The sequence below is a fragment of the Arthrobacter sp. TJ-265 genome, from assembly GCF_058269135.1.
In genome coordinates, this window is sequence record NZ_JBZCND010000002.1 from 566,763 (window position 1) to 580,183 (window position 13,421).

11 protein-coding genes are annotated in these 13,421 nt (G+C 70.3%); 4 read left to right on the forward strand and 7 right to left on the reverse strand.

Annotated elements, in window-relative coordinates; genetic code table 11:
• Positions 1–39: 39 nt before the first annotated feature.
• Positions 40–384: a DUF3140 domain-containing protein gene (locus tag AC4D2E_RS11185; RefSeq protein ID WP_490952671.1), complete on the forward strand. Its 345-nt coding sequence runs from the start codon at positions 40–42 to the stop codon at positions 382–384.
• A 51-nt stretch (positions 385–435) separates the two neighbouring features.
• Here the strand turns inward: AC4D2E_RS11185 and AC4D2E_RS11190 are convergent, their stop codons facing one another.
• The 4 genes from AC4D2E_RS11190 to AC4D2E_RS11205 form a co-directional block, all read right to left on the reverse strand.
• Positions 436–639, reverse strand: a complete 204-nt coding sequence (locus AC4D2E_RS11190; RefSeq protein ID WP_490952672.1) for a hypervirulence associated TUDOR domain-containing protein — start codon at positions 637–639, stop codon at positions 436–438.
• Positions 640–711: 72 nt separating this feature from the next.
• On the reverse strand, positions 712–2,403 hold the full coding sequence (locus AC4D2E_RS11195; protein ID WP_490952673.1) for a thiamine pyrophosphate-binding protein: 1,692 nt from the start codon (positions 2,401–2,403) through the stop codon (positions 712–714).
• Positions 2,404–3,399: an agmatinase gene (speB, locus tag AC4D2E_RS11200; RefSeq protein ID WP_490952717.1), complete on the reverse strand. Its 996-nt coding sequence runs from the start codon at positions 3,397–3,399 to the stop codon at positions 2,404–2,406.
• A gap of 84 nt (positions 3,400–3,483) precedes the next feature.
• Positions 3,484–4,284 (reverse strand): hypothetical protein, encoded by an 801-nt coding sequence (locus AC4D2E_RS11205; RefSeq protein WP_490952674.1) that lies wholly within the window; start codon positions 4,282–4,284, stop codon positions 3,484–3,486.
• 219 nt (positions 4,285–4,503) lie between these two features.
• Here AC4D2E_RS11205 and AC4D2E_RS11210 point away from each other — a divergent pair, with 219 nt between their 5' ends.
• A complete protein-coding gene (locus AC4D2E_RS11210; RefSeq protein ID WP_490952675.1) occupies positions 4,504–6,456 on the forward strand; it encodes an amino acid permease in 1,953 nt (650 codons plus the stop codon).
• Between the two features lie 22 nt (positions 6,457–6,478).
• Here AC4D2E_RS11210 and AC4D2E_RS11215 read toward each other — a convergent pair whose 3' ends face one another.
• On the reverse strand, positions 6,479–7,057 hold the full coding sequence (locus AC4D2E_RS11215) for a helix-turn-helix domain-containing protein (RefSeq protein ID WP_104168722.1): 579 nt from the start codon (positions 7,055–7,057) through the stop codon (positions 6,479–6,481).
• A 169-nt stretch (positions 7,058–7,226) separates the two neighbouring features.
• On the opposite strand from AC4D2E_RS11215, the gene AC4D2E_RS11220 reads away from it, so the two are divergent.
• Complete coding sequence (locus tag AC4D2E_RS11220) at positions 7,227–8,741, forward strand: sodium:solute symporter family protein (RefSeq protein WP_490952676.1); 1,515 nt, start codon at positions 7,227–7,229, stop codon at positions 8,739–8,741.
• A gap of 68 nt (positions 8,742–8,809) precedes the next feature.
• Here AC4D2E_RS11220 and AC4D2E_RS11225 read toward each other — a convergent pair whose 3' ends face one another.
• Both AC4D2E_RS11225 and AC4D2E_RS11230 read right to left on the reverse strand, forming a co-directional pair.
• Positions 8,810–10,177, reverse strand: a complete 1,368-nt coding sequence (locus AC4D2E_RS11225) for an AI-2E family transporter (protein ID WP_490952677.1) — start codon at positions 10,175–10,177, stop codon at positions 8,810–8,812.
• Positions 10,174–11,904, reverse strand: coding sequence for a long-chain-fatty-acid--CoA ligase (locus AC4D2E_RS11230; RefSeq protein WP_490952678.1), 1,731 nt, complete (start codon positions 11,902–11,904; stop codon positions 10,174–10,176). The genes AC4D2E_RS11225 and AC4D2E_RS11230 overlap by 4 nt, the downstream gene beginning before the upstream one ends.
• Positions 11,905–12,217: 313 nt before the next feature.
• Between AC4D2E_RS11230 and AC4D2E_RS11235 the strand changes: the two genes are divergently transcribed.
• Positions 12,218–13,339, forward strand: coding sequence for a VIT1/CCC1 transporter family protein (locus AC4D2E_RS11235; RefSeq protein ID WP_490911047.1), 1,122 nt, complete (start codon positions 12,218–12,220; stop codon positions 13,337–13,339).
• The last annotated feature ends 82 nt before the right edge of the window (positions 13,340–13,421 follow it).

Genomic DNA, 13,421 nt, shown 5'->3' on the forward strand with positions numbered 1-13,421 from the left:
GTGTGCAATGTCCCCAGGAACTGCTACGAAGGGCGCCCCATGGCGGAGAACCAGCACGACCTCGACGAGATATGGACGCAGTGGAAGGATGCGGTGAACATGAGCCCGTCCCAGCTGGAGGCGTGGCTCGACACCGAGGAATCCCGATCGGTGGGCCAGAAGGAGCCGGACGGCGGTGAGTCCGTGGGCCACCGGTCCGGCAGGCGGATCATCGGCATCCTGCGCACCCGGCGGGACGACCTCACAAGTGAGGACGTGGAGCACATGCGGAAGGTCGTGGGCTACGTCCACCGCCATGTCGCGCAGAAGCCCTCCAAGGAGGACATCGAGACCTCGAAGTGGCGGTACTCCCTGATGAACTGGGGCCACGATCCGCTGACGTAGCGGGACGCGGCGAGGGGGCGCTCCCTGCGGAACGCCCCCTCGCCGTGCCCACTACTTCTTCGACAGCGCGCTCTCCTTGTGGGCGGCCTGCTTGCCCGACTTCGCGCTCTCCACGGTGTAGTAGGGCTCGTCCTTCGACGCGTTGAACTTCTGGTCGTCGAAGCTGAATTCCTTCTCGTGCTTCTCCACGACCTTTCCCTCGGTCGTGCCCTGCGGCGTGTTCCAGGTGACCTCGTCGCCCTTGCTGAATGCCATGGGGTTCCTCCCTCGATGTACGTGGTCGAGCAGTTCTTCCGACACTCTCACCCCGGGATGGAAAAAGGAAGCCTACTGATCGAGGTGGGTGGGTGCGAAGAGCCGCAGGAGCGTCTCCACGACGACGACGTTGGGGCCGTCGGCCGCGAGGCTCTCGCGCAGCGCCTCGCCGATGCCCTCCGGTGCGACCCTGCGTGCCGGCACCCCGAACGATTCCGCGAGCGCCACGAAGTCCGGCCGGGCGAGCTCGGTCGCCGTGGCCTGGCCGAAGGCGCCCTCCATGTACTCGCGGAGGATCCCGTAGCCGCCGTCGTCCACGATCAGCCAGGTGACGGGCAGGTCGTGCTGCCGCGCGGTGGCGAGCTCGGCGATGGAGTACATGGCGGAACCGTCGCCGGAGACGGCGAGGACCCGTGCGGGCAGGCCGTGCGATTCCAGTCCGACCGATCCACCGATCGCGCCGGGGAAGCCGAAGCCGAGGCCGCCGGCCCCCTGCGCAGAATGGAACCCGCCCTCGCGGGCGTCCCAGCAGCTCCAGGCCCAGTACGCCGAGATGGTCATGTCCCAGAAGGTCTGCATGCCGGCCGGGACGGCGTCGCGGATGTCCTGCATGAAGGCGCGTTCCTTGCCGAGGTCCTGCGCGTCGAGCCGTGCGCCGACCCGCCCGAGGGTCTCCGCGACGAGCGCGGCGGCGTCGTACCCGGGCAGGCGGTCGCGGTCCAGCGGTTCGAGCGCCTCGTCGAGTGCGCTGAGTGCCTGCCCGGCGTCGGCGCGGATGCCGAGCGCCGGCCGGTTGGACTCGAGGACGCGGGGTTCGGCGTCGATCTGGATGATGCGCCCCCGCGGCTCCATCGTGAAGTAGTTGGACGTGACCTCGCCGAGGGACGAGCCGATCACCAGCAGCACGTCGGCGTCCTCGAGGACCTCCGTCACGTAGCGGTCCTCCACCCAGGACTGGAGGGAGAGTTCGTGGTCCCAGGGGAAGGCACCGTTGCCGCCGGGAGAGCAGACCACCGGCGCACCGAGCTTCTCGGCGATCGAGAGCAGCCACTTCTCCGCCCTGCCACGCCGCGCGCCGCCGCCGGCGACGATCGCGGGCCGCTTCGAGTCCTTCAGCCAGGCGACGGCCTCGCGCACCAGCTCGATGCGCGGCGGGTTGTCGACGGGCTCGGCGAGTGCGTCCTCCACCTGCGGGACCATCACGGGATCCAGCAGCACGTTCTGCGGCACCTCGACCCACACGGGGCCCTGCGGCGAGGACACGGCCTCGGTCCAGGCGTCCTGGATGGCGGAAGGGATGCCGGAGGCGTGCTGGATCAGCCGCTGGCTCTTCGTGACGTTCGCCGCCGAGGCCTTCTGGTCGTCGAGCTGGTGCAGCATGCCCTTGCGCCGCGCGCCCAGGCCCTCGAGGGGGATCTGGCTCGCGACGACCACCATGGGCACGCCGGTGGCGTACGCCTCCTGCAGCCCGGCGAGGGACGTCAGCGCTCCGGGGCCGGTTGACAGGAACAGGACGCCGACGTCGCCGGTCGCCCGGGAGAAGCCGTCGGCGGCGAAGGCGGAGTTGTTCTCCACGCGGGAGGAGACGAAGCGGAGGTCGGAGCGGGACAGCGCGTCGAACAGGCCGAGCGCGTGCTGGCCGGGGATGCCGAACACCGTCGTCGCCCCGAGGGCCGAGAGCGTCTCGACCACCAGGTCACCGCCGTTGCGCTGGCTGGAGACGGGGGCGGGGGGCGCGGACGCGGCGCCGGCGGTGATGTCCATCTACTGGTCCTCAGGGGTCGTGGCGGCGGGAGTGAGGGTGTCGGCCATCAGGGTCACGAGGTCGTAGGCGACGTGCGACGCCGCGACCCCGGTGAGCTCGGCGTGGTCGTAGGCGGGAGCCACCTCGACGACGTCCGCGCCGACCAGGTTCAGCCCGCGCAGGCCGCGGAGGATCTCCAGCAGTTCGCGGCTCGTGATGCCGCCGGCCTCAGGCGTCCCGGTACCGGGAGCGTGGGCCGGGTCGAGGACGTCGATGTCCACGGAGACGTAGAGCGGGCGGTCGCCGATACGCTGCCGCAGCTTGTCCACCACCTCGTCCACGCCCTGCCGGTAGACGTCCGAGGAGGTCACGATCCCGAATCCGAAGCGGCGGTCGTCCTCGAGGTCGCGGACGCCGTAGAGGGGCCCGCGCGTGCCGACATGGGAGATGGCCTCGGTGTCGAGGATGCCCTCCTCGACGGCACGCCGGAACGGGGTGCCGTGCGTGTACTCGGCGCCGAAGTAGGTGTCCCACGTGTCCAGGTGGGCGTCGAAGTGCAGCATCGCCACAGGCGATCCCGCGCGCTCGGCCGCGGCGCGCAGGAGGGGCAGCGCGATGGTGTGGTCGCCGCCGAGGGTGACGAGGCGTGCGCCATCGGCAGTAAGGTCCAGCGCGTTCTGCTGCACCGTCTCGATGGCCTCGTTGATGTTGAACGGGTTCACGGCCATGTCCCCGGCATCGACCACCTGCACGCGCTCGAACGGCGAGACGTCGAGGGCGGGGTTGTAGGGCCGGAGCAGGCGCGAGGCCTCGCGGATGTGGTTACCGCCGAACCGGGCGCCGGGGCGGTAGGACACGCCGGAGTCGAAGGGGACGCCGACGACGGCGATGTCCGCGCGGTCCACCTGGTCCAGGCGCGGCAGGCGCGCGAAGGTGGCTGCTCCCGCGTAGCGGGGGATGCGGGAGGAGTCGATGGGCCCTACGTGCCCGCCTCCCGTGACGCGCAGTTCTTCCACAGTGTCCATCCTGTCCGGGCCCCACGGAGTTGCCCAATATGCATCAAAGGTTTTGCACAAGGCTATTCCGCGGGGGAAGAGGGGTCAACCGTTGAACGTGAGGGAGGACAGCATGGAGCGAAGCCCCGCGTACTCCTCGGTCCCCAGCCAGGCCGTCGCGTCTGCGGGCTCGGGGAACCGGGTCTGGTCGAACGTGGCGGTGAAGGCCACTTGCCCGTTCGTCCCGATGGAGGCGAGGGTGAACTGCATTGCGTAGATGCCATCAGCGGGCAGCGGGCCCTGGTGCAATCGCGCGACGTACACCAGGTCCCCCGAGACGGGATCGGGGAAGTAGTCGAACACGTAGCTGATGGGACCCGGACCCCGGTCCACCTGGCCCGACAGGGCAGGCAACTCCTCGCTGTCGAGGAGCACGTGTCCCGGATGGGGAATTGCGGCTCCGTCGCCCGGGATACCGCCCATGAAGAGCGCCATCTCCGTGCCGGCCGCGTCCCGGATCGAGTACGCCGTCCGGCTGAGGTTCGCCCCGTAGTCGGGTGCGGTGTTCGGGGGGACGGGCGTGGCCGTCCACGTGGCCGGCAAGACGAAGGAGTACAGGCCGTCCGACGTCGTGAAGAGGGAGGGGGAAGGTTCGGGATCGGGCGCTGACGACGGCGTCGGGGCGGCCGTCGCGGCGGGGGTCGCCGCGGGCGGTGCGGACGGGGTGGGGGCCGGGGGTGCTGATGGGATCGCGGACGGGGTCGCGGATGGAGTAGCAGATGGAGCGGAGGCGGACGGCGACGCCGTTCCATCGGCGCCGACGCTGCCCCCTGTCGGGAGCGAGCCGCAACCGGCAAGGCTCAGGGCTGCAGCGAGCGCGATGCAGCTCAGGCTGGTGTTCTTCATGGATGGTCCCCCGGTGAGTGTGTGATGGCGTGGGCGCAGTGGCCCCGCTCCGCTGGTCCCAGCCTAGGTCCGGCGCCGTTCCTGCCGTGCGCGCCGCGGTCACGCTTCGGCCTCGGTTCACTGGCGAGAAGTCGCCCCGTGAGGGTGGCCCGGCGTCGGCCCTGTTAAGGATGCATAAAGACCGGCTACCGGCCGGTAGCGGAGTCCTACGGTGATCACGTGAGCTCTTCCGTACGCACCCTTCCGCAGCCCCCGGCCCAGGTCCGGATCAGGCGGCGCCTCGAGCGCTGGCTGCTCAACGAGTCGAACCAGCCCGCCTCCCACCAGCCCGAGCAGGAACACGCCCAGTCGTGGTGGAAGGTGATCTGCCTGACCGGCGTCGACTACTTCTCCACCCTCGGCTACCAGCCCGCGATCGCCGCGGCCGCCGCCGGCGTCCTGTCCCCCCTGGCCACCCTCGTCCTGGTGGCCGTGACCCTCTTCGCCGCGCTGCCGGTGTACAAGCGGGTGGCGTCGGAGAGTCCGCGCGGCGAGGGATCCATCGCGATGCTCGAGAAGCTGCTGCCGAAGTGGCGCGGCAAGGTCTTCGTGCTGGTCCTGCTCGGATTCGCCGCGACGAGCTTCCTCATCACCATGACGCTCTCGGCCGCCGATGCGAGCGCGCACCTCATCGAGAACCCGTTCGCGCCCGCATGGCTGCAGGGGCAGCAGATCCTCATCACGGTGGTGTTCCTCGGCGCGCTGTCGGGCGTCTTCCTGCGTGGGTTCACCGAGGCCATCGGCATCGCCGTCGGCCTCGTCGCCGTCTTCCTCCTGCTCAACCTGTGCGTGATCGTCGTCGCCCTGGCCCAGATCGTGGCGCAGGGCGGGCTCGTGGACTCCTGGTGGTCGGCGCTGACCACGCAGCACGGCAATCCCCTCGTGATGCTCGGGCTGGCCGTGCTGATCTTCCCCCGCCTGGCTTTGGGGCTGTCGGGCTTCGAGACCGGCGTCGTCGTGATGCCGCAGATCCAGGGCGGGCCCGCCGACACCGAGCAGGACCCCGCGGGCCGGATCGCCGGCGCGCACAAGCTCCTCACCTCGGCCGCACTCATCATGAGCGGCTTCCTGATCGCCTCGAGCTTCGTGACCACCCTGCTCATCCCCGCCGCGGCCTTCGAGGAGGGCGGCCCCGCCAACGGGCGGGCGCTCGCCTACCTCGCCCACGAGTACCTCGGCGACGGCTTCGGCACGGCGTACGACATCTCCACGATCGGCATCCTGTGGTTCGCCGGGGCGTCCGCCATGACCGGCCTGCTCAACCTCGTGCCCCGCTACCTGCCGCGCTACGGGATGGCCCCGGAGTGGGCCAAGGCCGTGCGTCCGCTCGTCCTCGTCATCACCCTCATCGCCATCCTGGTCACCTTCTTCTTCAGGGCCGACGTCGAGGCGCAGGGCGGTGCCTACGCCACCGGAGTCCTCGCCCTCATCACGTCCGCGTCCGTGGCTGTGATGCTGTCCGCGCGACGGAAGCAGCAGCGTGGCAGGACCATCGGGTTCGGCATCGCCGCGGGAGTCTTCGTGCTGACGACGGCGGTCAACATCGTGGAGCGCCCCGAGGGGCTGAAGATCGCCGCCTGCTTCATCCTGGGCATCATCGTCGTCTCGTTCGTCTCCCGCTCGCGGCGGGCGTTCGAGCTGCGCGCCACGAGCATCCGGATGGACGAGGCAGCGCTCTCCTTCGTCAGCGCGCAGGACGACGGCGACATCCTGCTGATCGCCCACGAACCGAAACGGCTCAGCAGTGCGGCCTACCGCCACAAGCTCCAGCACGCGTGCAGGGTCTCGCACGTCCCGACCACCTCGCGGCCCCTGTTCATCGAGGTGACCGTGGACGATTCCTCCGACTTCGAGACGGAACTGCGCGTGCGCGGCGTGGTGCGGCACGGGTACCGCATCCTCGAGGTCCACAGCTCCAACGTCCCGAACACCATCGCAGCCGTGATGCTGCATATCCGGGACGTCACCGGGCTCATGCCGCACGTCTACTTCCGGTGGACGGAGGGTGGCCCGGTGGCCAACCTCTTCAAGTTCCTGTTCACCGGGGAGGGCGAGATCGCCCCGGTCACCCGCGAGGTGCTGCGCGCCGCGGAGCCGGACGTGACGAGGCGCCCCTGGGTGCACGTGGGCTGAACGGCGCTACTTCCCGAAGACGCTACTTGCCCGAGGCCGCCGGGACGAGCGTCCACAGCACCACGGCCTCCCGGCCGTCCGGATTGAGCCACGTGTGGGGTTCCCGCCCCGGGAAGGTGAGGGTGTCGCCGGCGCCGAGTTCGTAGCGGGCGTTCGGGAAGACCAGCACGAAGCGTCCCTCGACCACGTGCAGGGTCTCCACCTCGCAGTCCACCGCGTAGAGCTCGTCCTCGCCCCGTCCATGGGGTTCGACGACGGCGCGGATCACCTGGAGCCGACGCTCGGAGCGCGCCGTCAGGAGCCGCTCGTTGATGCCCTGCCCGCCCAGGCTGATCCGGGGCGCGTCCACGAGCCGCGTCAGGTGGGTCTCCGGCACCAGGAACAGGTCCCCCACGGAGATCGACAGCACTTGGCACAGCGTCACGAGCGAGGCGACGGATGGCGACGTGAGGTCCCGCTCCACCCTGCTCAGGAACCCCTTCGTCAGCCCCGTGGAGTCGGCGACCTGCTCGATGGTCATCCGCTGGGCCTGCCGTGCGGCACGGATCCGGGATCCGATGGCCACCGGAGCATTCGTGGGCTCGACGGGCAGGGCCTTCATGCGTGTCCTCTCCTCCTGCGCTCGGGGAAGGCGATCGGTTCGCGGGTGAACGAGCGCCTTCCACGAGCTTGCCATGGTTGACGCGTGAGCCGCGTCACGAGTAGCTTACTAGGCAACATTAGTTGCCCATAGGGCATCGACGCGGGAATCTCGACCGAAGGGCTCGTCCATGCAAGCACTCAATATAGCCATCGTGGTGGCGTATCTCGCGGCCATGCTGGGCTTCGGGTGGTGGGGCAAGTCCCGCACCCGCAACGCCAGCGACTACCTCGTGGCCGGGCGGCGCCTCGGACCGCTCCTCTATACCGGCACCATGGCGGCCGTCGTCCTGGGCGGCGCCTCCACCGTGGGTGGCGTGGGGCTCGGCTACCAGTACGGCATCTCCGGCATGTGGCTCGTGGTCGCCATCGGCACCGGCGTCCTGCTGCTCAGCCTCCTGTTCGCCCCCACCATCCAGAAGCTGAAGATCTACACCGTCTCCCAGATGCTCACCCTGCGGTACGGCCACCGCGCCACGCGGGTGTCCGGGATCGTCATGCTCGCCTACACCCTCATGCTCTGCGCCACGTCGACGGGCGCCTACGCCACGATCTTCGTGGTGCTCTTCGGCTGGGACCGCGCGCTGTCCATCGCCGTCGGCGGGGCGATCGTCCTGATCTACTCGACGATCGGTGGCATGTGGTCCATCACCCTGGCCGACATGGCCCAGTTCGTGATCAAGACCATCGGCGTCTTCGCCCTCATGCTGCCCTTCTCCCTCGCGGCGGCGGGCGGCTTCGACGGCATCGCCGAACGCGCCGGAGACGAGTTCTTCAGCATCACCGGCATCGGCGCGCAGAGCATCATCACCTACTTCGTGGTCTACACGCTCGGCCTGCTGATCGGGCAGGACATCTGGCAGCGCGTCTTCACCTCCCGGACACCGGAGATCGCCCGCTGGGGCGGATCGGCCGCTGGCATCTACTGCATCCTCTACGGCGTCGCCGGCGCCGTGATCGGCATGAGCGCCAGCGTCGTCCTGCCCGCGATCGAGTCGAAGGACGACGTCTATGCGGACATCGCCCTGAACGTCCTGCCGATCGGTATCGGCGGGCTCGTCCTCGCCGCGGCCGTCGCCGCGATGATGTCGACGGCGTCCGGCGCGCTGATCGCCGCAGCCACCGTGGCGCGGACCGACGTCGTGCCGTTCGTGGCCGGCTGGATCGGCAAGAGCGACAAGGCCGGCACGGACGGCGGCGAGCGCTCGTCGTCGGACCACGACGTCGCGTCGAGCCGCTGGTGGGTCCTCGGCCTCGGCCTCGTCACCATCGCCCTCGCCGTGATCGTCCAGGACGTCGTGGCCGCCCTGACCATCGCGTACGACATCCTCGTCGGAGGTCTCCTCGTCTCGATCCTCGGGGGCCTCGTCTGGCGGCGTGGCAATGGGATCGGCGCCGGCGCCTCGATGGCGGCGGGCACGCTCGTCACCCTCGGTGTGATGGCCTACCTTGAGGTCACCGCCGAGAACCAGTACGACGGCATCTACGCCAACGAGCCGATCTACTACGGCCTCGCCGTGTCCGCGCTCGTCTATGTCGTCGTCTCGCTCGCCACCCGGGCCACGGATCCGGGCGTCATGGACGCCTGGGACCGCCGGGTCGCCGGCGACGTCCCGGAGGATGTACCGGTGGACGCACCCCGCTGAGGGTCGAACGCGAGAAGGGCTCCCGGCCGCAGCCGGGAGCCCTTCTCGTATCTGTAGGCCCGCAGGCCTCAGCGCGTCACGGGCGACGATCCCCCGTGACGGCCGGAGCGGCCGTCGGTGCCGTCGGTGGTGCCGGTGCTGCCTGCCGGGCCGGTCGGGAGGTCGTCGTCATCGCCATCGTCGAGCCCTTCGGTCCTGCGCTCCTGGGTGGTCGGGCGCGTGTCCGCATCGTCGATGGCGACCAGGGCGGCCGCCTTCTTGGCCTCCTGCTCCTCCTTCGGGGTCGAGCTCAGCCCGTGGCCCGTCTCGTCGAGGGCCGTCTGCACCTCGGCCTCCTCGACCTCGTCCTGCGTGATCTCCTCGTCCTTCTCCCCGTTCCAGGCCTTGATGGCCGCCCAGATGACCGCGGCGACCGGGACGGAGAGGATGGCACCGATGATGCCCGCCAGGATGGTGCCGGCGGTCAGGGCGAACAGGATGACGAGGGCGTGCACCTGCAGCGTGCGGCCCATGACCACCGGCTGCAGGAAGTTGCCCTCCAGCTGGTTGACCACGATGACCACGATGATGACGATGAGCGCGACGAACGGTCCGTTGGCCACGAGGGCGATCAGGGCCGCGAGGACGCCGGCCAGGGTGGCACCGACCAGGGGGATGAAGGCGCCGATGAAGACGATGGCCGCCAACGGGAGGGCGAGCGGGACCCCGAGGACCAGCAGCGCACCACCGATGAACACCGAATCGACCAGGGCCACGATCGCCGTGCCGCGCACGTAGCCACCGAGGACGGCCATGCTGCTGTAGCCGACCCGCCGGGCCTTGACGAGCCGCTTGCCCTTGAAGGCCCGCAGCATGAATGCCCAGATCTTCTCGCCGTCCTTGAGGAAGAAGAACAGGATGACCACCATGAGCAGGCCGCCGGCGAAGAAGTTCCCCGCCGCGCTGAGGCCCGAGATGGCCCCGGCGCCCGCGGTGCTGCTGGTCGCGAAGTCGACCACCGAATCACGCGCCTGCTGGATCTGTGCGTCGTCGATGGGGATGGGGCCGTTCTGCGCGAAGGCGTAGAGCTGGTCGAAGCCCTCCGACGCGCTGGTGGCAAGCTCTCCCGCCTGTCCCACGACGGCGAACACGATGCCCGTGATGAGCCCGCCGAAAAGGAGCAGGAGCAGCAGGAACGACACACCGGTGGCCGCGGATGCGCCCCAGCCCTTCCGCCGCAGCCAGAGGACGAAGGGCCCGATCGCGGCCGCGAGGATGATCGCGAGCAGCATCGGGATCACCACGAGCCGCACCTGGATCAGTGCGTACACGGCCACTACACCCAGGACCAGCAGCAGGAGCACCTGCGCCGCCCGGATGCTGGCGTTGCCGAGGCTGTCATGCCAGGGGCCCTTCGCGGCGGCCGTCTCCGGCCGCGCATCGGTGGACTGGGTCATCGACCGTCACCTTTTCCTTCGGCCCGATGGCCATCATTGATCAGTTGGGAACGCACCTCGCGGCGGAGGACCTTGCCGATCAGCGATCGGGGCAGGTCCTCCACCTGCACGATAGTGCGTGGAACCTTGTAGGCGGCGAGCGCGCCGCGACATGACGCCCTCAGTGCCTCGACGTCGAGGGCGGCGCCCGGCGCGAGCATGACGACGGCGGCCACGTCCTCGCCGCCGCCGTCCCGCGGGAGGCCCACCACGGCGGTGTCGGCCACGCTGGAGTGCGCCCGGAGGACGCCCTCCACCTCGCTGGGCGAGACGTTGAAACCGCCCGTGATGATGAGTTCCTTGATGCGGTCCACGACCGTCAGGAAGCCGTCGTCGTCCATCCGGACGATGTCCCCCGTCCGGAACCAGCCGCCGTCGAGCAGGGCGTCCTCGGTCTCGTCGGGTCGCCGCCAGTAGCCCTGGAACACCTGGGGCCCCTTCAGGAGCAGCTCCCCCGCCTCGCCGGGGGCGCGGTCCTTGCGGGGATCCTCCGGGTCGACGATGCGGACGTCGGTGCCCGGGAACGGTACCCCGATCGTGCCGGGCCGGCGCGTGGGGCCGATCGGATTGCCGGCCGCGACGGGGGACGTCTCGGTGAGCCCGTAGCCCTCGATCAGGTAGCCGCCCGTGGCTGCCTCCCAGGTCTCCACCGTGGCCTGCGGGAGGTTCATGGCCCCGGAGATCGCGAACCGGATGCTGCGGAGGTCCACGCCGCGCTCGGCAGCGCCGGCCGCGAGCCGGTCGTAGATGGGGGGCACCGCCGGCAGGAAGGTGGGTGGGCTCTTCCGGACGGCGTCGAGGACCAGTGGCACGTCGAAGCGCGGGAACAGGACGAGCTTCGCACCGATGCTCATGGAGAAGGTCAGGCACAGCGTCAGCCCGTAGGCGTGGAACATGGGCAGGACGGCATAGACGGTCTCGCGGCCGACGTCGAGGCCCGGCACCCAGGCCCGCCCCTGGGCCGCGTTCGCCAGCAGGTTCCGGTGCGTGAGGATGGCGCCCTTGGGGACACCCGTGGTCCCGCTCGTGTACTGCAGGACCGCCGTGTCCTCCGCCGAGGGCCGCGGGTGCCGGCCCGGCAGGGGCCGGCGGTGCAGCAGGTCCCGCCACGCGACCACGTTGCGGGGGCCGGTGAGTCCCTCCCGCGTGGTGAGTGCAGCCCTCGCTTCGCGCGCGCGTCGCACGGGGAGCTTGAGCGCGAGTCGGCGCGAGGCGGGCATGGCGCCGATGAGGTCCACCGACACCACGGAGGCGACCGGGATGTCGGCCGGCAGCCGCTGCACGCTCGGCACCACCCTGTCCCACACGATCGCGACCTTGGCGCCGTGGTCCTCGAACTGGTGCCGCAGCTCGCGGTCCGTGTACAGCGGGTTGTGCTCGACGACGATCGCGCCGAGGCGGAGCACGGCGTAGAACGCCACGATGTGCTGGGGGCAGTTCGGCAGCACGAGGGCCACGCGGTCCCCCGCCCCGACGCCGAGGGACCGGAGGCCGGCCGCCGCCCGGGCCACCGCCGCGCCCAGCTCCCCGTAGGTCGTCGTGGCGCCGAAGAACTCGAGGGCCGCGCTCGGGCCGTGGGCCGCTACCGACGCGTCGAGGAGGTCGGACAGGGTGCCCTCGGGCACGCCGAAGGATCGGGGCACACCGGGTGCGTAGCTTTCGACCCAGGGGCGGGCTGCCAAATCCATAAGCCTGCTTTCTGTTATCGGTTCGACTGTAGCGTGCGGCCGGGGCCTTCCGGTACTCGAACCTACCGTCGGCACCCGGGGAGCAGACCACGACGGACACCACCCCATCCGGTAGCATTGTCGGTCGAAGGGGAGTAGCTCCGCACCCATGGGGTGCGCGGCCTGTCGACATACTGGTGCCATCGGTACCCGGCAGTCCACCGGTGGAACCGGCGAGCGAGACCTTCGGCCGATATGACGCATCTGTGACCCCGGCCGAAGTTTCCCGCTTCGGATCGGGTGTGCACATGCCCCGAACACCCGGAGCACCTCCTTGAACACCCCCGAGAACACCCCCGAGAACACACTCGGACAGCCCCCGTCCCGCGACGACGTGAAGCGCTGGCGCCAGTACCTCGCGGACGAACGCGCCGAGGCGGCCACCTACCGCGATCTCGCCCGGCGCAGGACCGGTGAGGAACGCGAGATCCTGCTCGGACTCGCGGAGGCCGAGGGCCGCCACGAGGCACACTGGCTCGCGCTCCTCGGCGAGGACGCCGGACGGCCCCTGCGGCCCTCCGTCCGCAACAGGCTCCTGGGGGTACTCGCCCGGCGCTTCGGCTCCGTCTTCGTCCTCGCCCTCGCGCAGAGGGCCGAAAGCCGCTCCCCCTACGCGTCGGACCCCTCGGCCACGAGCGCGATGGCCGCCGACGAGCAGATCCACGAGGAGGTGGTGCGCGGGCTCGCGACCCGCGGCCGCAACCGGCTCTCGGGCAACTTCCGTGCCGCCGTGTTCGGGGTGAACGACGGCCTCGTCAGCAACCTCGCGCTGGTCATGGGCATCGGGGCGACCGGCGTCTCGACGTCGTTCATCCTGTTCAGCGGGCTGGCCGGTTTGCTGGCCGGCGCCCTGTCGATGGGTGCCGGCGAGTACGTGTCCGTCCGGTCCCAGCGCGAACTCCTGTCCGCGACGCGCCCCACGCAGATCACGTTGACCGCGGCCAAGGAACTCGACATCGCCGCGAACGAGCTGGTGCTGGTGTACCGCGCGAGGGGCATGACGCCCGCCGCCGCGGAGCACCGCGCGGCGGAACGCCTGGGCCTGTTCGGCTGCGACTGCGATCCGAGCTTCTCGCTCCAGCCCGAGGAGGATGACGCCGTCGACGAGCACGAGGCGGTCGGCACCGGCCTCGGGGCCGCCGCCTCGAGCTTCTGTTTCTTCGCGTCCGGCGCGATCATCCCCGTCCTGCCGTACCTGCTGGGTCTGAGCGGTGTCCTCGCCGTCGTCGTCGCCTGCATCCTGGTGGGTCTGGCGCTGATGGCGACCGGGGCCGTCGTCGCCCTCCTGTCCGGCGCCTCGCCCCTGCGGCTGGCCCTGCGGCAACTGGGTATCGGACTCGGTGCGGCCGCCGTGACCTACGGGCTCGGCCTGCTGTTCGGCACGTCGGTGGCCTGATCCGGGCGTCCTCCCGGCGCGCGGGCCCCCGAAGCCGGCCGTGGTCCTTACCCCCTCGACGATGCCGGGCCGTGGCTACGCG